The sequence below is a fragment of the Hallella multisaccharivorax DSM 17128 genome (assembly GCF_000218235.1).
Classification (GTDB): domain Bacteria; phylum Bacteroidota; class Bacteroidia; order Bacteroidales; family Bacteroidaceae; genus Prevotella; species Prevotella multisaccharivorax.
On sequence record NZ_GL945017.1, the window covers coordinates 903,003 to 929,595 of the forward strand.

Annotated in this window: 23 protein-coding genes and 1 pseudogene; 6 read left to right on the forward strand and 18 right to left on the reverse strand. The window is 49.7% G+C overall.

Annotated features, from left to right (window positions below; genetic code table 11):
• Window positions 1-26 precede the first annotated feature (26 nt).
• Complete coding sequence (locus PREMU_RS04180) at window positions 27-1,028, forward strand: Rossmann-fold NAD(P)-binding domain-containing protein (protein ID WP_007573377.1); 1,002 nt, start codon at window positions 27-29, stop codon at window positions 1,026-1,028.
• 3 nt (window positions 1,029-1,031) lie between these two features.
• Here the strand turns inward: PREMU_RS04180 and PREMU_RS04185 are convergent, their stop codons facing one another.
• The 5 genes from PREMU_RS04185 to PREMU_RS04205 all read right to left on the reverse strand — a co-directional run bounded on the left by PREMU_RS04185 (window position 1,032) and on the right by PREMU_RS04205 (window position 5,642).
• Window positions 1,032-1,700 (reverse strand): NigD1/NigD2 family lipoprotein, encoded by a 669-nt coding sequence (locus PREMU_RS04185; protein ID WP_007573378.1) that lies wholly within the window; start codon window positions 1,698-1,700, stop codon window positions 1,032-1,034.
• A 1-nt stretch (window position 1,701) separates the two neighbouring features.
• Window positions 1,702-2,901: a 1-acyl-sn-glycerol-3-phosphate acyltransferase gene (locus PREMU_RS04190; RefSeq protein ID WP_007573379.1), complete on the reverse strand. Its 1,200-nt coding sequence runs from the start codon at window positions 2,899-2,901 to the stop codon at window positions 1,702-1,704.
• Window positions 2,902-2,932: 31 nt separating this feature from the next.
• The gene (locus PREMU_RS04195) at window positions 2,933-3,700 is read right to left on the reverse strand and encodes a DeoR/GlpR family DNA-binding transcription regulator (protein WP_007573380.1); all 768 of its coding nucleotides are present in this window, start codon (window positions 3,698-3,700) and stop codon (window positions 2,933-2,935) included.
• A 488-nt stretch (window positions 3,701-4,188) separates the two neighbouring features.
• The gene (locus tag PREMU_RS04200; protein ID WP_007573381.1) at window positions 4,189-5,019 is read right to left on the reverse strand and encodes a nucleotidyl transferase AbiEii/AbiGii toxin family protein; all 831 of its coding nucleotides are present in this window, start codon (window positions 5,017-5,019) and stop codon (window positions 4,189-4,191) included.
• A complete protein-coding gene (locus PREMU_RS04205; protein WP_007573383.1) occupies window positions 5,016-5,642 on the reverse strand; it encodes a type IV toxin-antitoxin system AbiEi family antitoxin domain-containing protein in 627 nt (208 codons plus the stop codon). The genes PREMU_RS04200 and PREMU_RS04205 overlap by 4 nt, the downstream gene beginning before the upstream one ends.
• A 432-nt stretch (window positions 5,643-6,074) precedes the next feature.
• Here PREMU_RS04205 and PREMU_RS04210 point away from each other — a divergent pair, with 432 nt between their 5' ends.
• The 3 genes from PREMU_RS04210 to crcB all read left to right on the forward strand — a co-directional run bounded on the left by PREMU_RS04210 (window position 6,075) and on the right by crcB (window position 9,079).
• Window positions 6,075-6,401, forward strand: coding sequence for a DNA cytosine methyltransferase (locus tag PREMU_RS04210; protein WP_007573388.1), 327 nt, complete (start codon window positions 6,075-6,077; stop codon window positions 6,399-6,401).
• A 190-nt stretch (window positions 6,402-6,591) separates the two neighbouring features.
• A complete protein-coding gene (locus PREMU_RS04215) occupies window positions 6,592-8,355 on the forward strand; it encodes a CocE/NonD family hydrolase (RefSeq protein ID WP_156803959.1) in 1,764 nt (587 codons plus the stop codon).
• Window positions 8,356-8,701: 346 nt separating this feature from the next.
• Window positions 8,702-9,079 (forward strand): fluoride efflux transporter CrcB, encoded by a 378-nt coding sequence (crcB, locus tag PREMU_RS04220; RefSeq protein WP_007573393.1) that lies wholly within the window; start codon window positions 8,702-8,704, stop codon window positions 9,077-9,079.
• A 94-nt stretch (window positions 9,080-9,173) separates the two neighbouring features.
• Here crcB and PREMU_RS04225 read toward each other — a convergent pair whose 3' ends face one another.
• Both PREMU_RS04225 and PREMU_RS04230 read right to left on the reverse strand, forming a co-directional pair.
• A complete protein-coding gene (locus PREMU_RS04225; RefSeq protein WP_007573394.1) occupies window positions 9,174-11,081 on the reverse strand; it encodes a RagB/SusD family nutrient uptake outer membrane protein in 1,908 nt (635 codons plus the stop codon).
• A 27-nt stretch (window positions 11,082-11,108) separates the two neighbouring features.
• Window positions 11,109-14,282, reverse strand: coding sequence for a SusC/RagA family TonB-linked outer membrane protein (locus tag PREMU_RS04230; RefSeq protein WP_007573396.1), 3,174 nt, complete (start codon window positions 14,280-14,282; stop codon window positions 11,109-11,111).
• 282 nt (window positions 14,283-14,564) lie between these two features.
• Here PREMU_RS04230 and PREMU_RS16055 point away from each other — a divergent pair, with 282 nt between their 5' ends.
• Together PREMU_RS16055 and PREMU_RS04235 are read left to right on the forward strand one after the other, a co-directional pair.
• Window positions 14,565-14,759: a transposase gene (locus PREMU_RS16055; RefSeq protein ID WP_473234634.1), complete on the forward strand. Its 195-nt coding sequence runs from the start codon at window positions 14,565-14,567 to the stop codon at window positions 14,757-14,759.
• 69 nt (window positions 14,760-14,828) lie between these two features.
• Complete coding sequence (locus PREMU_RS04235; protein ID WP_040557988.1) at window positions 14,829-15,551, forward strand: hypothetical protein; 723 nt, start codon at window positions 14,829-14,831, stop codon at window positions 15,549-15,551.
• Window positions 15,552-15,600: 49 nt separating this feature from the next.
• On the opposite strand, the gene PREMU_RS04240 is transcribed toward PREMU_RS04235, so the two are convergent.
• The 11 genes and pseudogenes from PREMU_RS04240 to glpB all read right to left on the reverse strand — a co-directional run bounded on the left by PREMU_RS04240 (window position 15,601) and on the right by glpB (window position 26,593).
• Complete coding sequence (locus PREMU_RS04240; protein ID WP_007573398.1) at window positions 15,601-16,365, reverse strand: glycerophosphodiester phosphodiesterase family protein; 765 nt, start codon at window positions 16,363-16,365, stop codon at window positions 15,601-15,603.
• Window positions 16,366-16,388: 23 nt separating this feature from the next.
• A complete protein-coding gene (locus PREMU_RS04245; protein ID WP_040557989.1) occupies window positions 16,389-16,676 on the reverse strand; it encodes a hypothetical protein in 288 nt (95 codons plus the stop codon).
• 130 nt (window positions 16,677-16,806) lie between these two features.
• Window positions 16,807-17,062 (reverse strand): annotated as a pseudogene (locus tag PREMU_RS15540) (IS1595 family transposase); the annotation flags it as partial.
• A gap of 89 nt (window positions 17,063-17,151) precedes the next feature.
• Window positions 17,152-17,883, reverse strand: coding sequence for an acid phosphatase (locus tag PREMU_RS04250; protein WP_007573400.1), 732 nt, complete (start codon window positions 17,881-17,883; stop codon window positions 17,152-17,154).
• Window positions 17,884-18,067: 184 nt separating this feature from the next.
• Window positions 18,068-19,243, reverse strand: coding sequence for a porin (locus PREMU_RS04255; protein WP_007573401.1), 1,176 nt, complete (start codon window positions 19,241-19,243; stop codon window positions 18,068-18,070).
• A 53-nt stretch (window positions 19,244-19,296) separates the two neighbouring features.
• Window positions 19,297-20,592, reverse strand: a complete 1,296-nt coding sequence (locus PREMU_RS04260; protein ID WP_007573403.1) for a histidine-type phosphatase — start codon at window positions 20,590-20,592, stop codon at window positions 19,297-19,299.
• An 84-nt stretch (window positions 20,593-20,676) separates the two neighbouring features.
• Window positions 20,677-21,633, reverse strand: coding sequence for an HAD family hydrolase (locus PREMU_RS04265; protein WP_007573405.1), 957 nt, complete (start codon window positions 21,631-21,633; stop codon window positions 20,677-20,679).
• A gap of 70 nt (window positions 21,634-21,703) precedes the next feature.
• Entirely contained in the window at window positions 21,704-22,435 is a 732-nt protein-coding gene (locus PREMU_RS04270) for an MIP/aquaporin family protein (RefSeq protein ID WP_007573407.1), read from the reverse strand.
• Window positions 22,436-22,509: 74 nt separating this feature from the next.
• Complete coding sequence (gene glpK, locus PREMU_RS04275; RefSeq protein ID WP_007573409.1) at window positions 22,510-23,997, reverse strand: glycerol kinase GlpK; 1,488 nt, start codon at window positions 23,995-23,997, stop codon at window positions 22,510-22,512.
• A gap of 54 nt (window positions 23,998-24,051) precedes the next feature.
• Entirely contained in the window at window positions 24,052-25,308 is a 1,257-nt protein-coding gene (gene glpC, locus PREMU_RS04280; protein ID WP_007573411.1) for an anaerobic glycerol-3-phosphate dehydrogenase subunit GlpC, read from the reverse strand.
• Window positions 25,298-26,593: a glycerol-3-phosphate dehydrogenase subunit GlpB gene (gene glpB, locus PREMU_RS04285; RefSeq protein WP_007573413.1), complete on the reverse strand. Its 1,296-nt coding sequence runs from the start codon at window positions 26,591-26,593 to the stop codon at window positions 25,298-25,300. The genes glpC and glpB overlap by 11 nt, the downstream gene beginning before the upstream one ends.

Consider the following 26,593-nt stretch of genomic DNA (forward strand, 5'->3'; position numbering starts at 1 on the left):
TGTTTAACATTCAACGTTATAAAGATATGCGTACATTTTTCAACGTACAAGACATTGGAGACCTGGATGCTGCCTTGAAGGAAGCATTGGAGGTGAAAGAGAATCGGTTTGGCTGTCAGCAGTTGGGTAAGAACAAGACGTTGCTGATGATTTTTTTCAACAACTCTCTTCGTACGCGCCTCTCCACGCAGAAGGCTGCGATGAACCTCGGCATGAACGTCATCGTGCTCGATGTCAATGCCGGGGCATGGAAGTTGGAGACGGAGCGGGGTATCATCATGGATGGTGACAAGAGTGAGCATCTGCTTGAGGCTATTCCCGTGATGGGCTGTTACTGTGACATTATTGCCGTGCGCTCGTTTGCCGGGCTCAGGGACCGTGACTATGACTATGCCGAGACTATCGTCAATCAGTTTGTGAAATATTCGGGCCGTCCCGTAGTAGCCATGGAGACAGCAACGGTTCATCCTTTGCAGGCTTTCGCTGACCTTATCACCATTCATGAGAAATGGACGGAGCTGCAGAGTAATCCGGCTGCCAAGTGTACACATGACCGTCCGAAGGTCGTGATGACATGGGCTCCCCATTGCCGTGCGCTGCCTCAGGCTGTGCCAAATTCGTTTGCTCAGTGGATGAATGCAGCCGATGTCGACTTCGTCATTGCGCAGCCTGAGGGTTACGAGCTTGACCCGATGTTCACGAAAGGAGCTAAGATCGAGTACGACCAGCATAAAGCATTGGAAGACGCCGACTTTGTCTATGCCAAGAACTGGAGTTGCCCGGGTGTGAAGAGTCCTGCTGACTATGGCAAGATACTATCTAAGGATATGTCGTGGACCATCGACGAGGAGCACATGTCGTGGACGAACAATGGTTATTTCATGCACTGCCTGCCTGTTCGTCGTGGTCTTATCGTGACCGATGAGGTCATCGAGAGCGACCGCAGCCTCGTCATTCCTGAGGCTGCCAACCGTGAGATCTCTGCCGAGGTGGTGCTCAAACGCGTGCTTGAAGGGCTTGAGGGCTGATGCTTACCACGTGAATTCGCGGACAATCCATCCGCTGTAAGTATTCAATGACAATCGCACGCCGCTGCCGGTTGTCATTTTTTTTGTGGGGATACTGACATAAGTATCTACCGTATAATATTGGGGGATACTGCCCTGATCGTGTACGAACCTGATATAATAGACGGGCTTCCCGCTTCTTTCTACGACGCTGTCGAGCACGGCTCCTATCGTCTGCCCCCTGTTCTTGTCACCGGATGAACTTGTCTTGATGCCCACACAGAAGTTTAGATAGTTACCATTCTTGCTTTTCCATGCACTGATGAAGTTCACGGGGTCGGTGTGAATGGTGGACTTGGCAGGGACTTTCACGGGATTGAGCGTATAGACCATCTCTGCTGACAAAGGCTCCACGGTGGTAGAGTCGGTGCCATTGGCATACATATTATAATAAAGCATGGTGCGGCACAGGCTGTTGGGCGTCAGCTTCCAGTTGACTTGTAGTGGTTGCGTGAAAGTCAGGCTGGTGCCGTCATCAGTGATAGCCGACGTGATGCGCGCCTGATGGTCGGTCTTTCCCTCTACGAAATCGGTGCGCAAGTAGCTGTAGCGTGCATCACCGGTCTCGTAGACATTGTTGGTGCAGGCGACAAGAAGCGGGAAAAGGAAGATGAAAGAAAGAGTCCTTGACACCTTATTTCGTAAAGTTGAACTTGCTGAAGAACTGTTTAAGCCTTCCCGTCGACTCTGTGGCCGTAAGGTAATTGCGGGTAGGATAAGCATATTGTGTGAGCAGACAGCGGCGCAGATAAGCCTCGTCCTTATGGTCGATATTGATGAGGGCGAGACGGCTGATAATGTATTCTTCAAACTTATCGTATTCTTCCTGCGTGTAGTTATCGGTGTACATCTTAGTATTTTGAATCATATCGAGAGCCACATAGTTCTGCGGATAGAGATGATAGTTACAGTGAATCTCGTGGTCGATATGCTCTGCAATCTGGTCGAACATCTTGTTCCGTGGCTGGTCTTGGTCTACGGTCTGCAGCCATTCGTCGATGCAAGGAGCACAGCAATAATGGATATGACCCTTGTATCCGCGGATACCCACGTTCATGCTCTCGAGGTCATCGCCTGGAGATTTCTTCCAGTAAGGCAGGTCACGACGGAGCTGGAACTCACGTGCCTTGAGATAGTCGCACGGGTCATATTGGTAGCTGATGGACAGTGGTACGATGTGTAGTTGCGTCAGCCGGTCGATGATGGTGCCTTCTCCACCCATGGCCATCATCTTGAGGATGGCGGACTGCGTGAGGTCATTGGAGTTTTTGGCACGTCCCTGGCGCTGCGCAATCCAGACATTTTCATGCTTCTGTGCGATGGCGAAGTGCATGTATTCCGACATGCGCTTACTGGCACGGAGCATCTCACTCGATTTCAGTGCCCGCTCCACGGTGAAGGTCTTGTTGATGCGCGCCAAAGCCTTGATCCAGTCGAGCTGCAGGAGATTGTCACCAATAGCGATCTCGCATGTGGTGCTGAATCCAGTGTCAAGCAATAGCTTGTCGAGAAAGGCGGAGTCGAGCACGATGTCACGGTGATTGCTCACGAAAGTGTAGCGGTTGTGGATGTCAATGTTGAAGATATCCATGTCGATACCCGTGCTCTGTTCGATGATGAGCTTTTGTAATATGGGATAGCAGAAAGCACGCTGAAAGTCAAGGTTCGTCTTGCATGCATGCATCTTTTTCCCTATAGTCTCCATCGGAACATTGGGGTAGACGTAAGCCAAGATATGCTGAAACTGTTCATCGGCAAGGAGCTTGTCGTAAACCTCAGGCAGCTCCTCAGGCTCGTAAGGCCTGATAGAATCAAATTCTGATGGTACTTTCATAACTTTATCTATTAAATGAATGATTTGAGTCCTATTCGTTTGCAATGATCAGGTCTATACCCATAGCCTCTATCTGCTCACGTATAGGTAGGGGCAGCCGGTTGTCGGTGATGATCATGTCCACATCTTCAGCGTTGCAGATCTTGGCAAAGCCTCTTTTACCGAACTTGGTACTGTCAGCAAGCACAATGGTCTTTTGAGCGGCTTTCATCATGACTCGGTTAATCTCTGCTTCGCGCATGTCTGTAGTCGACAGACCAAACTCGTGGTTGATGCCATCAGCGCCCAAGAAGAGCTTACTGAACGAGAATCCGGAAAGAATCATTTCCGCATACTTACCTACCACGGAGAGACTGGTATGACGAACGATGCCACCGAGCTGGATGAGCTCTACATTGTCAAGAGGCGCTAAAGCTTCAGCCGCTTGTAAGGAAGCGGTGACTACAGTCAGCCTGCTTGTCGGATGCAAATTCCTTGCCAGGGCATGGATAGTCGTACCGGAGGCCAGCACGATGGAGTCGTCAGGAGTGATGAGTTTTGCGGCCTCTATCCCGATGAGTCGCTTCTCCTCTGTGTTAAGCTTCTCTTTTTCACTGACGGTTCTGTTATTGATGAAAGGATTGATAAGAATCGCCTTACCGTGGCTGCGGTAGAGTTTACCCTCCTTTTCTAACTCCGTGAGATCTTTTCGGATGGTAACAGATGAGACCTCTAAGCGGGAAGCCAAGTCAGTCACTAAGACCGATCCCTGTTTGAGCAAACAGTCCAAGATAGCACCATGCCGTTCTTCCTTGGTCATCGTTGGTCGTTTTATAAGTTTCTTACAAAGATAGATGTTTTCTCTTCATATGTAGGCCTTTTCCTATTTTTTATATATATTATTAACAATATAATAATCATGGTGCAACTATTCAGCTGCCCGCAAAAAGTAGTGGGGCTATTTTTACAGGCTAACGGATACACTCACACATGATAGTTCCTCCGGGTTGACAGATTTGAATGGATGCCGGTCCATCCTTTCATTACGCAGAAGTGCGGAGATTATTGAGCCGCAGAGAAACTCTTATGATTCTGAGATTCCGAGCTTTTTCGGGAGGCCTGAAGGCCTTTCGCAGGGGTGCTGTACCACAAAGGTTCTCCAAGGTCGAAGGTCTCTCACAAAATCTCTGCGTTTCAAAAGCACAACCTCAGCGGCTCATCATATCTCAGCGACTCTACGTGAGACTTGACACCTGTCACCTCTTTTTAAATGCGACAGATTCCCGACCAGCTGAATAGTTACCCTTTTCATGCTTCAAACACAATCATTGAAGCCAGCTGCAGGAAATAGTCATTCGACCAGATCTCTAGTTCTTGGGGTCTCTTGATAAACGGCAGCACATCGGCTTTTACCTGCTCTATATCAGCGGTGGCGAGACGTCCTTTCAACTTGTCTAAAAAAGAGTCTTGGCTTATCTTCTCATTATTGAATTGCATGGCTCTCTCCTTTAGATGTCTGAAATCAAGCGGAACTCTGTTTCTGATATACCACTCGAAGTCATACCAGTCGCGGCCTTTCACCCGGTTTTTCCATGCGCGGTATACCAAGGCATGCATTTTACCGGCAAACAAGTCTGGCAGTGTGAAGCAGCGGGTCATAAAGGACTGAGGCAAGAGAAGCAGCTTCTGCTCCGTGGTGAAACCCATGGGTGGCTGTTTGTCGACTTCTATCTTGATTTTGACTGATTTCTCGGTCTGAAAGGTGACATCATAGACATCTGTATTGTCCTTGAGAAAGGCGGACTCTACCTTGCCGAAATGCTTCTTGTCTTTCTTCCTGATCTCTACGTCGCGTCCCACCATAGCGAACTTATCAATGATGGGTTGGAAATACTGCGTAAACTCGAAGTCCTCTTCCGGAGCCAGAAGAGAGAAGTCCATATCCTCACTAAAACGTTGCAGTCCATGGAAGATTCTCAGGCAGGTGCCTCCATAGAAAGCGGCATGATTGAAGAAGCCGCCATCAGCCAACCCTGCAAGGATGACCTGCTGGTTGGCCTCAAAAATGGCATTGCGCTGCTGTTGCTCAGTTGTCATGTCATATGCAGACAGCATCTGCTCGTAGAGATTGTTACTCATCTTCTTAAATACTTGATAATAGTCTTTATTGACGCGGCTTTCTTGCCAACTTGCGCATATTGTTCGAAGATGGAAACGTCCATGTTGCGCAGATCCTCCATTTCCATTCTGATGTCTTCCTCTAAATACACTTCGACGTCTTTGTGGTATCTCAGGTTCACCAAGGGTGAGTTGGCTATCAGGTCGCACAGTGCCTTTTCCGGTGTTGCCATCACGAACGCATATTGCTGACGGTTGATGCTCGTAAGACCAATGGGAAAGGCTTCGCGGCTGATGGACTTATAGTCGAACCTCCCAATCGGTGTGTCGAAGGTGCGTGCGTGCTTGATGGTCATCGACTGTGTGAGATAGACTGCCTCTGGAATCAGTCCGTAATGCCGGAGTGCAGTAGACATGGACACATAGGAAGGCGTATAGAGATGGTTGGCGATGAGCTCCATAGAGAGAGCCATTCTGCTTATCTTCGGGTCAACGACGTACATTCCCTTCTTGAGACGGATTATTTGATGTCCAAGTTCAAGCCTACGTACCTTCTGGTTGCCTGCCTTTCTGTCAGGGAACAGTGAGGCTATGGTTGCAGTGCTTACAGGCACATTGCCAAATTGTGTTATCTTGTCAATCATACCATGTCTTTGTTTTAGCAAAACTTTTGCCGGCGAGTGTAACGTGAGCTTGCTCGCAAGTTGCCGAGCGCAGCTAAAGTTTATGCAAAGATAACAAAAAAATGAATAGTAAACTAAGTTTTTCTTGTTTTTCTGTTCTCATTTTTACTTTTTTCGCTTTCCTCTACAACCCCGGCTTGCTGTCCGACGGCAATGGCAGTGAGAGGCCTGAAGGCCTTTCACAGGGGGGCTGTACCACAAAGGCTCCCCAAGGCCGAAGGCCTCTCCCAAAATCTCTGCGTTTCAAAAGCACAACCTCAGTGGCTCATCATATCTCAGCGACTCTGTGTGAGGTTTGGCACCTGTTACAATTGCGCCCCCCATGCAATCCGAAAATAAAAAACAGGGAAATTATTATGGATGATCAAAAAAAGTTGTTATATTTGCACTCATATGAGTGATTACGTAGATTTCATTAACGACAAACTGAAACCCAAATTGAGCGAACGGGAAATTGTCCTTGATCTTTTTGCCGGTTGTGGTGGGTTATCTCTGGGATTTGAATCGGCAGGTTACAAGACAATAGGCTATGAGTGTGTGCCTTCGGCAGTTGACACATACAACCGTAACCTTTCGGGGGAATGCCATTTGACAAGACTTGAGGTGGGCTCTCTCATCGACTACAAAATTTTGAATGCCATTAATTATGGCGTTCCCCAGAATCGCGAAAGAATTATAACTGTCGGCCACAAGTCTTCTTTCTATTTCCCCAAAATATAGGCTGGCTAAAAGCAAGTCAGGCAAAATAAGACTGGAACTACCGGAAGAATGACAAGATTGATGGTGAAGGAGTATGGGAAGGGGCATGGAGTTAAGCCGACATATGTAGAAACTCTATGAAACCAATACCCTATTAAACAATAGTTTGAAAAAACTCGCAACTGTCGGTATCCTATTGAAGAAGAAAAAGATGAAGAAGCTTCTATTAATATTCACATTATTAAATGCAGTGACTCTTGGTGCCTTTTCTTTCACTTACACCAAGCGTCATATTCTTATTCCCATGCGTGATGGGGTACGGCTCTATACAGAGATTTATGAACCGACTGACAATCCCCAGGCACCTATACTTATGATGCGAACGCCCTATGCGCTGTCGCCTTATAACGACGACACTTTCAACAGTAAACAGTTCGGTTTGGACAGCATCTATTTCAATCATGGCTATATACTTGTCAGGCAGAATGTTCGGGGAACCTATCTGAGCGAGGGACACTTCGAACAATCGAGACCATATCTACCAAACAAGAAAGGCGGGGAGACGGATGAAGCCTCTGACTCGTGGGATACGGTGGACTGGCTCCTCACCCACTGTCACACAAACGGGTGTGTGGGCGTGAAGGGGACTTCCTACCCAGGCTTCTACGCCTTGATGGCTGCCCGATCCGGGCATCCTGCAATAAAAGCCGCATCACCCCAGGCCCCCGTTAACGATTGGTTCATGGGCGATGACATTCACCACAACGGTGCTTTGATGCTCATGGACAGTTACAATTTCGGGGCATCTTTCTTCAGAATGCGCACGGGTCCATCTTCCAGAGCTCTTCCTCCCCTGGCTCAGGTCGACACCACGGTGAATGTGTTTTATCATCGTCCCATCACTGATATTCTGAAGCCGGTATTGGAGAAAGGTTCCTTGTGGACTGATATTGTCAATCATCCCAATTATGATGGTTATTGGCAGTCGCATTGCTCTACACATAAGCTAAAAGGGATTAAGCCGGCTGTGATGATTGTAGGTGGTCTCTACGACGCAGAGGACAACTTTGGTGCATGGAACACCTGGAGACAGATCAAGTGCCGCTCATCCAGAACTCCGCTTTTCCTCGTCGAAGCCCCATGGTATCACCACGCTTGGGGTAACGGCAACTATCAGCATCTTGATGGTGCCTGGTTTGGCAAAGGAACGGCAGCCTATTTTATCAACCAAATAGAGTACCCGTTCTTTGCCTATTATCTGGAAAATAAAGGGAAAAGACCCTCTCCAGTGACCGTACTTCCATCGGCCGAGACACGTGAGGAGGTGATGAAAGACCGCAATGTTGTAAGTCAATGGCTACATCTCAACAGCTGGCCTCCCAGGGGAGTGCATCACAGGCGAATAGAACTCGAGGGAGGAACTGTAATGTCTGACCCACAAAATCCCGTACCCTATTATAACAATATAAGGAGCCGCCATCGCGATCGCTCCTATATGGCTGCGGACCAGCGATTTGCAACACAACGCAAGGATGTGCTTACATTTGTCCGGCCGGCAATACAAGACACGCTCCACCTCATGGGACCCGTCAAAGTGAGACTTACGCTCAACACCTCTGCCACTGACCTTGATGTCATCGTAAAGCTCATCGATGTCCGGCCTGATGGCTATGAGATGCTTGTCCGTGGAGAAGTGATGCCCGCTCGCTTCCGACACTCTTTCTTAAAACCGGAACCAATAATTCCAGGTAAAAACTTCTCGCTCTCTTTCTCTATGCCCGACATTGCGCACGTGCTGCTGCCCGGCCACAGATTGAGCGTTCAGATACAATACAGCTGCTTCCCGCTTGTTGCCGTCAATCCACAGACTTTCTTAACGAATCCCTACAAGGCAGCCCACACCGATTATCAGAAAGCACGCGTCACACTGCAGGGGGACGGAGAGTCGTGGGTAGAGCTCACGACTTGGCAATAAGACTTCTATCCTATCTTATCCGATGGATAGCAGCCGATACGGAATCACGTCAGGAAGGAAGATCTCAAAATCGATGTTGGACCCTGCGGGGATCGACTTCTGTGGATTGCCCCATTCTGAGATAAGCACACACTGAGGGTATCCCTCCTTATTGCGCAGATTAATATCCTTCCGCTCTTTGGCGGGAAAACGGTGTCACTCCGGATGTAATAGTCAGCGTATTGCCCGTTAGGGTCTCCGTTATCACTTTCCTGAGACCAACGGCACTTGATACCTGTCGATTGAATATAATCGGGTTTAGAAATGATGCTTGTCAGGTTTTGTTTATTCTGTTTGCTTGTCAGTTATGCTGAAAGATTTCTTTATTGTCGGCGCGGGAAGCTTCTTAGGAGGCGGCGCAAGGTTTGTGGTTTCGAAAGTGGTGCAGACGTGGACGACGCTGCCTTTCCCGCTGGGTACGTTTGTGGTGAACGTGCTGGGCTGTTTGCTTATCGGCTTCTTCTCGGGGCTGAACCATGGCGGAGACTGGATGTCTCCATCAACAAGGCTTATTCTAACCACGGGCTTCTGTGGTGGCTTTACAACCTTTTCCACCTTTATCAGTGAAGGTACGGCGCTGGCAGGAGACCATAACTTTGGGTGGTTGGCCTTGTATACCTTTGGCAGCCTGGTCGTGGGCTTTGTGTGTGTGCTGGCTGGGCACAGTGTGGCGCGGGCGTTGTAATCATGTAAAAAGCCACCCTTCAGAGGTTTTCGGCCTGCTGAAGGATGGCTGTGAATGTGGGTACAGGTGCAGCTTGCGCTGATGAACTGGCATCTTAATATCCCGGGTTCTGCACTAAGTTGGGGTCAATCTGTACCTGGTCGATAGGAATGGCGAGCCAATAGCTCTTGGGTGCCTGAATCTTTGAGCGGTCAATGTAGGAGCCGTCGTTCATTTCGGTTACCTGATAATAGTCTTTTGCGGTTTTGCCGGCAATGTTCCAGGATTTCTCTTTTTGTGAAAGAACCTTATCGAGAATCTTCCACCGGCGGATGTCGTGGAAGCGACGGCCTTCCATCACCAATTCGTTGGAACGCTCGTCGTGAATGACGCTGCGCAGCTTGGTTTCGTCGGTAGGGATGCCTCCCGCATAGCTCCACGACTGTTGGAAGGTGGGAAGTCCGCACCGCACACGAATCTTGTTCAGATAGGTGAGGCTCTTCTCGCTCAGCGTCTTGTTATATTCAAAGTCAGCCTCTACGTAATCGAGGTAAAGTTCGGCCAGGCGAAGATACGGAAATACCCAGCTGTTGTAGGTAATTTTGTCTTGTGTCTTGTTGTAGTAGTCCTTGCTCGATATCCATTTCTGGCAGTACAGGCCGTTGTCGCATTGGTATTCGTGGCTCTCTACGCCGTCGTCCTGCTGCGGTTCGCCACGGCGGCATTGCAGCATAATGGTGCCGTTTTGCACCTCAAACTTCCCGCGGTCGAAGCCTATTGACGCATAGAAGCGCGGCTCGCGGTGCACGTTGTAGCACGAGGTTTGCTCTGTAGGGTAGTCGGGCGCGGCCTCAAGGGTCTCGGGTTTCAGGTTTTTGGTGTCGGGGTCGTCCTCCCAGGGCAGTCCTTTGTCGGTGAAGAAGCGTGTGGCGCAGCTCCACGTAGGGAACATGTAACCACGGAATCCCTTTGAGCTGTAGGCGGTAAACTCTACGCGCGGGGCCATGTTCTTGATGCAGTAAGAGACTGTGCCCTGGCTGCCAAGGCCGAAAAGTATCTCGTCCCAGTTGTTGAAAGAGCCCGAGTTTCCGCCCACGAAGGCCTCATGATAGTTCTTTTTCCCCTGTGCCGCGTCGGCTGCGGTTCCGCCGTAAAGCTTGTATCCGTTGGCTTCGCTCAGCTTGATGGCCTGCTCTGCCGCATCCATGGACTTCTTCCATTTTTCCTTATCATAGGTCAGGTTCATCAGCGGTGTGCCGTCAGGGTTCTTGAAGTTGGCGTAGTACTGGCTGTTGCCGTTGACCAGCGGTGATGCCGCATAGAGCAGCAGGCGGGCCTTGAACCCTAGGGCCGCGGCTGACGTGGCGCGGTCTTTTTCGCCGCTGGGGCGCACGGCAGGCAGCAGGCTGGCTGCCTCGTCATACTTTTGTGCGATAAAGTCAACGCATTCATCGTAAGGTGAACGCGTGAGGTCGGAGGGCATATTGGGGCTGTTCTCCTCCTTGACAAGGAAAATGGGGCCGTAATACTCGAGCATAATCTGGTGATAGTAGGCAATGAGGAAGAGCATTTCTCCCTTCCACGTTTTCTTGTTCTCCTCTGTGATGTCGGGAACCTTATCAAGATTGTTGATGACGTTGTAGCAATAGCGTACGGCTCCCCAAATGTCTTTCTTGACAGCACCGGTGGGATAGCTTGTTGCCGTGTTGCTCCACAGGCCGTAATACGTGTTGCTTGACGATTCGTCGCCGTTCATCAGGCTCTTGTAATGGAACCATCTTGTGGTACCTCGGTGCCCAATAACCATCTCGTCTGAGCCTGTGACATCGGGAAATTGTTGTGGCTGGAAGTAGTCTGGAATCTCTCTATAGCAGCCCAGTACCATCTTTTCGGCCTGGACTTGTGTCTTGTAGATGTCCTCTGTTGTGGCGCTGCCTTCCGGCACCACATCGAGGAAGTTGCACGAGGCAAGCATGAAACCTGCCATTGCTGTCGCAAGAAACTGGATATGTTTATGCTTCATGATTGTGGATTCTTTTTGAATAGTGGATTAATAATGGAACTGTACGCCTATCTTGAACGTGCGTTGCAGCGGATATTTCAGCCCATTTCCGCCGCCCATCTCGGGGTCCCATGTCTTGAAAGGCGAAAGTGTGAAGAGGTTTGTGGTCGCGGCGTATACACGAAGCCAGGAGAAAAGCGTGTAGCCCACTTCGGCGTTCTTCAGTCGCATGTAGCTGCCACTGCGCATATAATAGGAGCTGGCCTGCACGTTGTTGTTGACAAAGGTGGTTGACAGGCGTGGGTAAGCGGCTGCCGCGTTGTTGTTAACCTCTGACCAATGGTCGTCTACGATGTATTGTGCTATGCCGTATCCGTCGCCCGAACCGTCGACAAACGGATGAATGTCGCTCATCATGAGGCTTACCTTGCCCGCACCCTGGAACATGAATGTAGCGTCAAGTTTCTTGTATCTAACCGTTGCGCCAAAACCATAAATGATTTCAGGTATCGTCGGATTGCCGATGGTCGTGACGTCGTTCAGGTCAATCTTGTTGTCTCCGTTCAGGTCTTTGTACTTGATGTCGCCTACGGTGTAGGCTCCGAACTCTTGTTTGGGAGCGTTGTCTATTTCTTCTTGTGAGGTGAATAAGCCGTCGGCAACCAGTCCGCGTATGCGGTTGATGGGGTGTCCCAGGTTCGAATAATAGGCAGGAACGTTCACGGGCTCGTCCACGTCGGTCACTTCGTTGTGGGCATAAGTGAAGTTTCCGTTCACCTTTACGGTGAAATTCTTGTTGAATACTTTTGTATAGACTAGACTCATGTCTACGCCTTTGTTGTTGACCGCGCCAATATTGGCGTAAGGACGGTTGCTGCCGTATCCAGCGACAGAGAGGATAGATTTGCGCTGCATGAAAATTCCCGTGCGGTGTTCGGTGAAGTAATCGATGCTGAAATCGACGCATCCCATGAGGTTCAAGTCCATGCCGATGTTGAACTTTTTGGCTTTTTCCCATGTGGCCAGTTCGTTTCCGTAGGTGGTTACCCATGGCACGCCGATGTTGGAGTACTTGTCACCCACCCACCAACTGCCGCCAGACGACATGTTGACCGTCGTGATGTACGGGAAACGGCTGGAGAGTGCGTCGTTGCCTACGAGGCCATACGACCCACGAATCTTCAGGTTGTGCACTACCTCCTTGAGGGACTTGAAGAACGGTTCGTTTGAAACCGTCCAGCCTAACGCTATAGCGGGGAAGAAGCCAAAGCGGTTGCCTTTCCTGAAGTTTTCGGAACCATTGTATCCAAACGTGGCCTCCATCAGGTATCGGTGGTCATAATCGTAGGTCAATCGGCTGGCGAGACCCTGCTCGCGGTATGGCAGAAGGTCGTATTCGTTGCCACTGTCCTTCACGCGCTTGGTTTCCTTCATGTGGTAGACCAGCGTGGCCCCCACGTCGTGCTTGCCAAATGTGCGGGCGTAATCGAGTTTACCTTGCAGCGACCACACCGTCTGCGTAGGGTCACGCCCCGAGTTTGATTGCAGGTATGGTTGTCCAGGGTTGCCGATTGATTCCGTAGAGTAGACGTAATTGCCATTGCCATCCAGCTGATAGTCGTCAGAGACCTTATAGTAGAACGGCACAATCCAGTGGTCAAGCCAGTTGAAACTATAGTTGTAGAACGATGCCATGCCACTGGCTTTCAGGCCAGGGGTGATGAACTTCAGATCCTGGTCAATGTTGAACGCCGTCGTAGAGTAGACGTAGTTGCGTTCAGTTTCTCCTGTGCTTAGCAAGGCATAGGGGTTCGTTTGCAGGCCTCCCACGCCCTGCCGCGTGTTCATTCCGTAGCGCACGAAGCTGTCACCCGCTTCCGCGGGCAGCGTTGCGGGGAAACCTACAGGGTTTACACGCATGGTATAATAAAAGAGGTTGGTAATCGATTCCCGCGGCGCATGATTATAAAAGAGCTGGGTATTCATGTTCAGCTGAATCTTTGTCGTGCGGGTAATGTTGGCTGTAACGTTGCTTTGGAAGAGGTATTTTTTGTTACGCATGGTCACGTCGAGAGCCTGACTCTCGGTGGGTTTGCGTACGATGCCGTTTTCGTAGAAGATGCCTGCGTTAAGGAAGTAGGTGATGAGCTTGCTTCCACCCCTGATGCTAAGGTTGAGGTTTTGGTTCGATGCCATTTTCTTGAACAGCATGTCGTACCAGTTGTTGTCAGGGAAAAGGTAAGGATTGGCCCGTGAGCGCGTCTTTTCTATGCGGTCGTTGCTGTAGTAGGGTGTGTAGGGCTGGCCCACTGCCTTTGAATCGTTGTACACGGCCTCGTTATACATTTGCATGTAAGTAACGCCGTCGGCGATATCCTGTATGCGGGTAGGCGACGAGAATGTGTTGTCAAGCCGTACGTCAATTTGCATCTTTTCAGACAGAGTGCCGTGCTTGGTGTTCACGATGATGACACCGTTTGCACCGCGTGAACCGTAGAGTGACGTGGCCGTAGCATCTTTCAGTACTGAGAACGACTCGATAGACTCGGGTGGAATGTTGTTCAGCATGGTGGTACTTATCTCCACGCCGTCCAGGATGATAAGCGGACTCTTGTTCGAACCGAAGGTCGATATGCCGCGAATGTAGAACTCTGCGTTGTCATAGCCGGGCTCTCCGCTGGTTTGACGCGCGATGATGCCGGGAATATTGCCGGCGAAAGATGTTGTGAGGCTGCTCGAAGTTATCTTTAAATCTTCGGGTTTCACGGCCTGCACGGCACCCACCAGCGACTCTTTCTTCTGTTTGCCGAAACCTACAACTACTACCTCGTCAAGAACCTTGTCGTCAGGAATGAGTGATATGGCGACGAACGTACGCCCTTTCAGCCTGATATTCTTACTCTTGAACCCGATATAAGATACCTCCAGTTCGGCGTTGGAAGAGACGTTCAGCGTGAAGGTTCCTTCGGCGTCGGTAATAGTTCCGTTAGTGGTTCCTTTCTCTTTTACGGTGGCTCCGATGACAGGCTCGCCGTTCTCATCGCCAATGAATCCCTTGACAACGCCCTTTGAAGTTTGCGCTGGTTCATGGATTCCCCAAACTTTAGTTGCCGACGACTTGCTGCCAGGCTCGGCCTTGACCTGTGTGACCGCCAGGCTGCACCCCAACAAGAGCAGGAGCAAGGCCATCGGTCTTTGCCTGTAATGATGTTTCTGTTTCATCAGTTTTTAATTTATGAGTTCACTCTAAAAAGTCGGCAATCCGACCATTGTTAATGTCTCGTTATTACTTCAAATATCACTCTTTGGAATTTTGTAATCTGGAGAATTTTTGCTAAATTTGTATTGTCATTCAAGAAGTTATAAATGTTCAAGAAGTCAAATACAGATAAGCAATTGGGCCTCTTTTCAACCCCATCCTCTCTCATGTGCAAGCGTGAAAGCAAGCAGTATGATGACAATTTGGCGTGGTAAAGTAAGTTTTATCACAATGTCACATCCAGGATAGAAGAGGAAGTCTTCCGGCCGTTATATACCACCAAGGTATTTGGTGCTCTCACCAAACATATTCGTCAGCTTGTTGCCATGAACATTCTCAAGGAAGGTGCAGGTTGCTCTGATGAGCAGTTGTTCGAGAATTGCCGCTACAATTTATTATGGCACAAGGCTCTTGGGCTTTTCAACTTGGATGATGAGTGACCTTCACCGGTATCCTATTATCTCTTTCGGGCAAAGATATGCGAGTACGAGAATACGAGTGCAGATCATGTGAATCTCTTTGGGCAATGCTTCAAGGAACTCACTGCTGCACAGGTAAAGGCTTACAAGGTCTCCAGTCGTGTAGTACGTATGGTCAGTAAACTCATTAGCAGTAACATCGCATGGTACTCTCGCTACGAAATCATACACAAGACTCTGGTCATGAGCGCCACTGCTGATGACATAGCACAGATCAGCGATCAGATGATACGGCAGCGTGCCTGTGACTTCCTTGGCGAGGATGCAGCTAAGACCGTCTATCGTACCGACACAGAAACGATGGGCAAGTATTTGCTGGATCTTGGCATCGTCATCAAGCACCTCCTTGACGCAAAGTCAGACCAGGAAACGGTGCTTCTCCGCAGGGTCTTTAATGAGCAGTATGAAGTAGATAAGGATGGCAATGTCGTATTGCGTGATAAGGCCAGGATCTCATCCACAAGCATACAGAGCCCTAATGACACAGATGCCGCATACCCGCAGCAAAGGTGGCAAGAAAGTAAAAGGGTACTCAACCAACATTACGATGTGTATGGATTAATATGCACAGGCTCTTCATTTATGATGCGGAAATGTCTCTCCAGACAGCAAAATAAGTCAAAGATCGAGTGGATCTTCATAAGATCCTGTATTAGGGTCTATAAGAGCTCATATAAAGATGCGAAAGCCTTACAAATGACTTCAAGTATCAACCTAGAATTAACGGCAGAATCGGATTCCGAGATCCTGTAATGCCGGAATGTTGAACTTTAAAAGCTACTTTTTATAGCGGAGTCAGATATTATTTAGACAGTTTCAGCGCTTCCACAGGTTTGTTAGTCGTGATGATGTCTACGCCGGCTTTGATGAACTGGTCGATATCGTTGAGGTCATTCACTGTCCACACATTGACGACGAGTCCGAGGTCGTGACATTCCTTAATCCATTCCGGATGTAATGCCAATACCTTCTCGTTATAGTCGATGCCGTTGAGACCTTTTGCTTTGACTGTCTGCGGATCCCAATCTCCATTGAGGTACTGTATGTTGGCGTTGGGCAGTAACAGGCGGAGCAACTCACATGCTTTCCCGCTGAAGGAAATCCATACCATGCGGTTCTCCATACCTTTAGCCTTGACCATATCTACTGTCTCGCGAACGAGGCTGTCCTCATGACTCTGCATCTTCTGCTTCTTAATCTCAAGAACGAGCCTGCATCCCAAATCCTTACCGGTTTCAAGGTACTCATTAAGGGTAGGGATCTTCTCTCCGTTTTTCAGTTTCACTTTCCTGAGTTCCTTCAAGGTACTGGTTTGGATATCAAGCTCTTTTCCGGATGGTGTCTTGGCAGTGGGATCATGATGAATGACGATGACATTGTCCTTAGTCAGGTGCACGTCAAACTCTGAGCCATACACCCCTATTTTATCGGCAAGTTTAAGAGAAGTGACTGAGTTTTGTGCACTCCCGGCACAGTCCCAATAGCCACGATGGGCTACGATTTTGGTCTGTGCAGAAACTGTCATGGCAAAAAGAACCACGACGGCAAATACTGTTAGATGTTTCATTTATCTGTTTTTTTATTTGTTTTTTATCTCTTTGTTCTGACAACCGTGACATTGTCGACAAGCACCCGGTTCTTGCCTTTACCACTTCCCCATTGTTCGCCACCGACAAACATCAGTTGTGTCTCGCCGGTTGCTCCTGTAATTGTAAATGAGAAATGAGAGTCCGAATCTGCCCATGGGTCATAGCCTTCGCCATGCTCATTGTTTGAGGAGTTGGGGAATACTGTTGTGACAAAGCGCACGTACCGGTATTGCGTTCCTTTAACCTCCACGCTACTGATGTCACTCCCGTCGATTTCTCCAGGCCCCAAATTGTCGACCTGTTCAAAGAACGGAATATCGATGTGTCCCTTATACAGTCCTTCAGATAAGGAAGGTAAGAGACTTCAAAAACCGTTCTTTTATAAAAATGGATATCCGCAATCATCCAAATCAATAAATTCAATTCCAAAAACTTACCCTATAAGTACATATACAGAATTCCACTCTGTCGGACAAGTGGAATCCGAAATATCTCCGGTTGGACTTGTAGCAGAACTCATTGAGGTAGAGTTACAGGAACTCCTCCTTCATGTCATGGCAGGTGTCAAGAACACCGCATTTGACGTCGCTGATGGATATGCACCCATGGGGGCACCTTTCCAGCCATCGTCTTGTCTTTCATTGCACAGGCTCCATGCCCAGCGACGATGCCATGAGCCTGAGGGCCAGAATCCATGCATACCAAGGGCAATGTTGACAGTGCAAACTATGTTAATTTAGATGATTGTGGATAATCATTCTTATTTATTTCTTTGCTGCCAGCAGTTTGGCAATCTCTTTCTTTGCCTTCGCCATCTGCTTCTGGAAAGCCTCTGAAGAGTGGACGGCTGCATAGCCTACGCTTGCACAGAGACGACCTGCATCAACGTCACTCTGGTAGTGATAACCGCAGATGACACGGCTCTGTCCATACTCGTAGGCACGGGTCATAATCTCATTGCCACGTGATGGGTTTAGTTCGGTCAGTGTCAGACCGAAAATCCATCCACGGCAGGTGTGGCCTGACGGGTAAGAACCGTTGTTGATCAGCTCTGCTTCGAACTGTGGCTGCAATGTGTGCTCATGGAACTGTGCGAACGGACGCTTGCGCATATACTTTGCCTTGGCACGGTCAACGGCGTGATTGCCATCGATACCCACCATGCAGATGAGCTTGTAGGTCTCAGGGGCTTTCTCTGGAGTAATCAGCATACCGAAGGCTGGTGCGAAGCCGACAAGGACGGAATCAACATCAAAGTTCGCATCGAACTTTGCCTGAGCTGCGCGTTCCTTGTCCTCTCTCATCTTGCGTCCCCATAGATACTGACGGAAGTCGTAATCGAACTGGTAAGAGGCTGTGTCGGGTGGTGCCGGCAGATAGATGCCTGCATCTGGCATGTCGGCCTCCGGAATGAACGACTGTTTCTTGTAGTCCTGGGCGCTCACTGTCAAGCCAATGAACAGCATGGTGATACTTACAAATAAGTTTTTCTTCATAGTGATAAAGTGTTTTGTTGTGATTTAAATTATTTTGCCATTTGTTCAGAATATAGTTATGTCCAGTCTCTGTCGGAGGGGACAGGTCTCCTCTGTCTATAGGTTCAAAAAGGAACTGCGGATATTCATAATATGAAGCGGGTGAATGACATGATGTCACGCACCCGCTTTTACTTAACAGAAATCAGAACATGTATTGTACGCGCATTTGAAGCACGTTGACAACTTTAGCATCGGGCTGGTTCCACGTGTGTGAGTGGATGTAGTGATAGTTCAGACGAAGCGTCACATATTTGTTCCAGAAAAAAGAGAGACCGGCACTGACATCAGACATGCGTGCGGCATTGGCAAGACCAACGGCTGTAAGCTCTTCGGTTGTCTTGTATTTGCTTAAGGCATCTCCATCTTTCAGATTCAGGAAACCATAACCAAGCATCAGCTCCAAGTTCTTGTCTGAAGGGTTGTCGACACCGGAGCCGGCATAGTTATATTTGTAGTTGGCTGGGTTGACGATGATACCACGGGCAGATACATAGAAGCCGTTGGTGTTATAGCTCTGATCGTTATCACGGCCGATGTGTGACCAGTAGTACTGACTGGCCAACTGCCAGTTGCGGTAGATTCCCTGGAACTCGGCGGTGAATTTGTTCTCCCATCGGGCATCCAAAACGTCGATATTTGTAGCTTTACGTTTGTCTACGGATGTCAGATAAGTTTTGCTGTATGCGATATGCCTATGGCTAAGGGAATTTGACTCGGCACCTACGTGGTTTGCGCTGAAACCTACATGGAAACCATAGTCATCGTTCATGATAGGACGCCATACAAAACGACCGGCAAGGGTGTAGCCCTGCTTGCCAGATTTGTCCGTACTTTGCGTGAGAGCAGAGTTGTCAGCGAAGGCACCGTATGCACCCCAGAAGTTGTGGTTGTAGAGGGTGTGCATGATACCGATACGACGGCCGACCTGGAAGACGTTGCCTTCTGGCTCATCCATATACTCCTTCTTTGAGGAGCTGTAAGCAGAAGACAGACCGAAAGGAACGGTATAGTGACCGACCTGCAGGTTATTGTTGTTGTTGAAGCTGTACCTCAGGAAAATGTCCTTTGCGGAAACCTTGTTGTTTGTGTAAGAGAGTTCACCACGGAAGTACCAATTCTTGTAGTAACCCTTCAATCCGATACGGATGTCACGAACACCGACACCGTCGTTCATCTCGCCGTCTTGCTCCTTCGATTGGTCGTTTTGGCCGTAGGTAGCGGCATCAAACAGTGCACGGCCTGTGGTCTTGATGGTAAGCTTATCCGAGTTGTCTTGTGCTGACGCAACAGTAAAACAACATGTTGCTGCTGTTGCCATGAATAATAATCTAATATTCGTAAAAATGCAAGTTAAGTGTTAATGATAAAATGTTACTCGTTGTCTTCGATTTTGTCGTAAGCTCTGATAGCCTGCATAAAGCGTGCGTTGACATCGCTCAGCAGATACAAGCCATCACTGTTTTTCTGAAGACCAGTAAGGGTAAGTGGGAAGATTTGGGGCGGGTTGTCCAGGTTAAGCTCAGACAAGTTGCGGAGCTGGTCTGTAGATTGATATGTCAGATTCAAGTCGCAGTATTCTTTGCCGTCAGCACCTTTGAACTTCTCAATGACCACTTTGCTGCCAATAGGAGTCTTTTTCTCAATGGAATTGGGTAGTTCGTACGTCTGTACACCTAAGGCGTTAAGTACGGAGCAGATATTGGAGTCATGGCCGCAGAGGAATGTGAACTTGCGGTTGCTTGCATTCAGTTCGTCATACATATATGTAAGTAACGGGTGGGCAACATTGACGGCTACGATAGGAGCTGCAAAAAGCACGTCGCCATATACATCTTTAATCTTAGCGATTTGAACCCAGTCGTCCAAGGTCAGGTTGTGGCCGAAGGCAGCCTTCTTGGCATCTGGCTCTTCGTAGTACTGAAGGATGAAAGCGTCGGAGCATGTGTTGGCATCTTTGAGAGAACCTTTCATGTTAGGCTCATTACCTTTCTTAAGGATAATCTCAGTATTGTAGTTGTCAAATGCACAGATCTTACCGCTCTTGCAGGCAGGAGAATCCTTGAGGTCAAGCGTGTTGGCTGTGATTTCATAAGCTTTCTTCAGGCTCTTATTGATCCCGACGATACCTTCTTTGCCTCCCATGGCAGCAATCTCCTTGAGTGCCTCTTTGCGGAAGGACTCGCTCATCCTTGTCAATCTCGGGAAGAAGATTGGATCCATCTTGCTGGGGGTAAAGCGGTGGTTGACCTGCACATTAGCTACAGGAAGGAATGCAGTAATAAAGTAATGTGCTGTTGCAATGCAGCGCTGCATGCTGTTGGCATAGACGTTCAGCTCGTCTGTGGATGGCGTGGCGTTCTCCAGGAACAAGCCGGCATCAACGACCCATTTGCGGAAATAGAGCCCGAACTGGTTCTCCAAGGCACCACCGCGAGATGTCAGTTCACTGGCATTGGCTGTCCAGGGAGTCCACTCATGGGTGGTTACCTGCTCGAGCAGACTTCCTTTTGTGGAAAGCGGGGCACGGATGCTATGACGGCTAAGAATGACACACTCTTCAAGCTTGTATCTGTTCTTGAAGTCTTGTGAACGCTTGATCTGGGCAAAAAGAGACCCTGGAAGCAGCACAAGAATGGCAATACCTAATATAATACTATGATTTTTCATATTCTGATTTTCTTTAATGTGTAAGTGCAAGCTGCCTGAAATTACTTCAGACAGTCTACAATGTTCAATTAGGATTATCTTAACTTAGTAAGTTACAACAGCAGGATCAGAAACGTTGGTAGTAGCATTTGTTTTTACCCCCAACTTCTTGCAAGTCCAGTCAATGCCATCCTCGGGAACATCACGTGTGTTTTCTATGATGCAGTTAGGATCCTGTTCCCAGTATTTCTTAGCAGTCATATTCTTCATATCCTTGTTAGGCTTTGTATCGTCCGGGTTGAGCATGAGCTTCAGACCTACAGAAGTGTTCATCATCTCCATATCACCACGACTGTTACCTGCGGCAAAGAGAGGACGCGTCTTTACAAAGGTGTAGACACACTCTGCCTTACCATTGTCCTGAGGAGACGGGAAAGTGATCTGATCCGTGATTTTACCGTCACTGCTAACGGGCGATTTTACGCCAATAACGCGATCTTCCTGGAAACCAAGCTCTTGTACGCAGAACCGCTGGTACAGCAATTCTGGAGAAGCAGAGATAATCCATGTCTCGAAACCGAAGTTGCGAAGGTTGGCGAGCAGAGCCTTCATCTGCGGATAAAACTTATTTTGATACTTAGCATGGAAACAGTCGTCACCGATGCGCTGTGCCTCCTCCGGAGTCAGACCGGAGAGGAATTTCACACGGTCGCGCTCACGGGAGATCGCATCCTCGTTTATCATCTTGCTCACAAGGGCGTATTTCTCCTTGGATACCTTGTCGGTCTTTCCTTTGTAGTTCTTCTCTGCATAGTCGTAGAGCGACTCCTCTGCAAGATAGTAGGGAACCTGCCCTAACAGTGTGCCATCGCAGTCGAAGACTGCGACCTTTCGGATGTTCATTGGAATGGTAGAGATCATGAAGTTCTCTAACTTAGCGTTGGTAACATCGCTCCAGCCCTGAATCTTCTGGTACTTGTAGGTCTGTGCCACTGAGGCAAGAATCCCTACGACGAACAGCATACATAATGCTGATGTCAATCGTTTCATAAAGTTCCTCATAATGTTAAGTGTTAAATGGTTAGATATTTGTATGGCTTAGCCATGTTTTGTCTTCAACAATTGCTTAATATCAGCAGAACGAAAAAAGTATTCCAACCCATGCTGCAACGGCAGCACCGGCCAACGGGCCAAAGATTGGCACCCAGCTATAGCCCCAGCCACTGTCCCTCTTACCCTTGATAGGGAGAATAGCGTGAGCGATACGCGGACCAAGATCACGGGCAGGATTCATGGCGTATCCGGTGACACTGCCCAGAGACATACCGATGGAGACGATGACCATCGTGACAGGCCATGCGCTGTTACCACCGACGTTGACACCGCCTGTGTAAGTGCTGATGCAGATAATGAGCAGGACAAGGACAAAGGCGCAGACAGCCTCCTGGAGGAAGTTCAGCGGCTTGTTCTCGATAGCTGGCATGGTGCAGAAGATAGTGAGCTTGCCATTGGGATCATCGGTAGCGTCGAAGTGGTCTTTATAAACAATCCAAACGAGTACGGCACCGAGGAATGCACCCAACATTTGAGCGATGACATAAGGAATGACGTTAGCCCATGGGAACATACCGGCAACGGCAAGGCCGAAGCTGACAGCCGGGTTCAGATGAGCACCGGAGTCGTGGGCGATGAATACGCCCGCCATGACAGCGAGACCCCAGCCCAAGGTGATGACGACCCAGCCGCCGCCTTTACCTTTACACTTGTTCAAACCCATACCGGCGCATACACCGTCGCCTAACAGAATCATTACGAGGGTACCGATAAACTCAAGGGCACAATTATGCAATAATCCAGGATCCATTTTTCCTTAGTTTTAGAGTTGATATTATAATTGTTGTTTAGTTCCACTCCCCCTTGGACAGGGGGCTTCTGTCTTTATTTATGTGTCAGTGTTCTCTGTATAGCATCAGCCCATCCGTTCTTGGCAGCCTTGATCTCGTCGTTCTCAGGCACAGGCTCAAAGGTGCGCTCCACCTGCCACTGACTCTTAATCTCGTCGATATCTTTCCAGAAACCTACTGCGAGACCTGCGAGGTAAGCAGCACCGAGAGCTGTTGTTTCCGTAATCTTCGGACGTACCACCGGGATGCCGAGCAGGTTAGCCTGGAACTGCATGAGTAGGTTGTTGCGCGAAGCGCCGCCATCGACTTTCAACTCTGTCAGCGGAGCACCCATGTCCTTAGCCATAGCCTGAGCAATGTCGTAAGTTTGGAAGGCAATACCGTCGAGAGCTGCACGGGCGATATGAGCACGTGTCGTGCCACGGGTGATGCCTACGATGGTGCCGCGTGCGTACTGATCCCAATAGGGAGCAGCAAGACCGGTGAGAGCCGGTACGAAGATTACGCCGCCACTGTCGGGCACAGAGGAGGCAAGCTCCTCAATCTCACTACTGCTCTTGATGAATCCGAGGCCATCGCGCAGCCACTGAACGACGCTGCCGCCCACATAGATAGAACCTTCAAGGGCATATTTCACTTTATCACCGATCTTCCACGCCACGGTGGTGAGCAGGTTGTTCTTGGAGAGCAAAGGCTTGTCACCGATGTTCAGCATGACGAAGCATCCTGTGCCGTAAGTGTTCTTGATAGATCCCGGCGTGAGACACATCTGGCCGAAGAGGGCACTCTGCTGGTCACCGGCGATACCGGCGATAGGCACCTCATGAGCGAAGATGGTAGTCTTCGTGTGACCGTAGACCTCTGAGCAGGACCTCACCTCCGGCATCATACTACGGGGAATGTCGAGAAGCTTGAGCAGGTCATCATCCCACCGGAGGGTATGGATATTGAACAACATGGTGCGGCTGGCATTCGTCACATCCGTGCAGTGAATCTCACCGCGTGTGAGGCGCCAGATAAGCCATGAGTCGACATTACCGAAACGCAGTTTGCCTTTCTCTGCACGCTCGCGGGCACCGGGTACGTTGTCGAGGATCCATTTGATCTTTGTGCCGCTGAAATAGGCATCAATGATGAGGCCTGTTTTCTCACGGACCTTATCAACAAGCCCCTGGGCTTTCAGCTTGTCGCAGAACTCTGCCGTGCGACGGTCCTGCCAGACGATGGCGTTGTAGATAGGTTCTTCCGTATCCACATCCCACACGATGGTCGTCTCACGCTGGTTGGTGATGCCGATAGCAGCGATGTCGAGGCCGTTGATGTCGATGGCCGAGATGGCCTCGGCAATGACGGAGGCCTCTGACGACCAGATTTCATTAGGGTTATGCTCCACCCAGCCCGGCTTAGGGAAGTACTGGGTGAATTCTTTCTGAGCAACGCTGCAGATCTGACCATTGTGGTCAAAAACGATAGCGCGTGAGCTGGTTGTCCCCTGGTCGAGCGCAAGAATGTATTTTGGCATAGTAATTAAAGTTTTTAAGTTGTTAATCAGTATGATGTAATATCAGAGTAATGGTTATTTTCCATTAAGCTTACGTGTCTCTTCCACATCGAGCGCCTCGGCAATGAGCGAGATGGGGTTATCGACGGGATAGCCTGCCGACATCTCAATCTGCCATTTGCAGGTCTCACAGTCGGTGGCGACACTGTCGGGGTTGACCTCACGAATCTGGTTGAAGAGCGGTGCTCCAATCTTCTGTGAGCGCTCATAATTCTCCTTTTTAAAGCCATAGGTGCCGGCGATACCGCAGCAGTGACTCTCAAGGATGGTGAGATCGAGCCCCGGTATCATCTTCAGCAACTGGATAGAATAGATGCCCCACCCCATCCGTTCCATGTGACAGGCGGTATGGTAGGCTACTTTCTTATGGAAATCCTTGCGGAAGGCGAGCTTGAGCTTGCCCTCGTCAATCTTCTGGCAGAGGAAGCGGGTGGCGAGCATCAGGTGGTTGCGCACTTTGCTGTTGTCTATCTTCAGCAAGTCTTTGTATTCATCACGCATGGTGAAAGTACAGGTTGAACTGGTGGTGAGCACTGCCTCGTTGTGCGTCTCCACGGCTTTCTGCATGGACGAGATATTGACTTCACCCTGCTTCTTCGCCTGGCCGGAGAGACCGTTGGCGATGAGTGCCACCCCACAGCATTTCTCTTTCTCCAAAAGATGGACGCCATAGCCGCAGGCGTTCATGATCTTGACAAAGTCCTGACCGAGTTTCGGGAAGTTGTAGTTGACGTAGCATCCGTGGAAATAGCTTACGAAGCGGCTGTAGCTTTCTTGTTCAGCCTCGGCATGACGATGGAACCATGTCTCGAATTTCGTCCCTGAATAAGCAGGGAACTGCCGGTGCCGGTCAATGCTCATTACCTTGTCGAGCACCACCTTGGCAGGTTTCAGTCCGAGGAAGAAGTTGGTCAGCGGTGCCACCAGTGTGGCCATAGAGCCGACGAAGTCGGTGTTGGCGAGCATGCGGTCGCGCAGGCTTGGTGAGTGGGTGCTGTACTCGATGCGGGCCGCCTGGATGATATCGCCGACCTTGACACCGTGCGGACAAGTCACTTCACAGCGTTTGCAGTTGAGGCAGAGCTTGAGTGTCTCGTTGAAGAAGTCAGGGTCTTTCAGCCGATAGCGCAGCAAGTCGGGGCCGGCATGCTTGGGGCCGGGATATTCAGGCTCCACGGTGGAGACTGGGCAATAGACGGTGCAGATGCTGCACTTCAGACATTGCTCGTAGTCGTGGACGCTGAGATTGAAAAGCTGAATCTTATCTTGCATAGCTGTTATCTATTTTATCAGACGATGTGACAGACGATGTGGCAGGTGAGGAGATAAACGATGCCACAGTGAGGGCCGTAAGCAGATCGATGCCCGTAGACGTTGCCATCCGCGGGTCGTTGCCACAGAGGATGGAGCCGATAGCATAAACATTGTCCACTGGGGTATTGTCTTTCCGTACCCGGAGCCGGCTGTCGGTCTTCACGCCGTAAGACTGGTAAGGCTGTCGGTCAAAGAGATTGTCGGCGAACCACTCCGGCCTCTTCGTGCTGCTTTCTACATCGAAATGGAAAATGGGCTCGAAGGCGCCGTCGTAGTTGGACGCCATACCGCCTCCGAGGAATGAGCCGGCGGCAATGACGAAATTGTCGGCCTCAAGGGCTGTCTCTGCCAAATTCTTTGTATAGACCCTCACGAGCCGCCTCCCTTCCCATTCGCCCTTCACGACCGTATCGTTGGGCAGAAAGGTCCCGCCGAGCCTTTGGAAATATTGCCGGAGCAGCGTCTGCACACGCGTACCGGGCACGGAAGGTGGCATGGTGGCTACGAAACGGGTCGTTGTGGGCATGAGCTGTTGCAAGAGTTTGGCAGCGTGATCGTTGGCAACGCCCAGGATGGCGGGCAAAAGCAGCAGGTCGGTCCCTGCGGGGAGCATGCCGTTCAATCTCTCTGCTACCTCCCTCACGTGTTCATCGTCAACGAGATAGCTGGCGATATTGGTGGCGCGCATTTCCGACGGACTCTGCCGAGTACGTTCCAGAAGAGGGGTGGTGACGGTGCACAAGCTCACTTCCGCGCCATACCCCCGCAGCGCCTCGGCGATATAAAGCACGGGGAAATCGAGAAATCCAGTGATATTGACCAGGCAGATGTGCTTGCCCTGCATCTCCTCGGCACTGTCTGCGGTAAACAGCCCGTCCATCGTCAGCCACGCGGGAATGAGTTTTCCCATGGGCGAGAGGCGATAGTGGTTTCTGTGGTTGTCGCCCATCATCTTGATGCCGGCTTCTTCGAGGAGTTTACGTGCCTCGCCGGCCAGCAATTCGGGGTCGCTTACCTTGTGGTAAGGATGCGAATCAGGCAGCTGCCGGAGGGCCTCCAGCGGGTCGCCGGCTTCCTTTCCTTCTTGATAACCCACGAGGTCGAAGGAGCCGGAGCTGAAATGCAGGCTGCTCTGGCCGGCACAGACCACGGCGATGTTCTTTCCTTCTTTTGCTTTGGCGAGAGCGATACCGCACGTCAGGCCGCTCAGTCCGCCACCTATTATAATAGTATCAAATTTCAT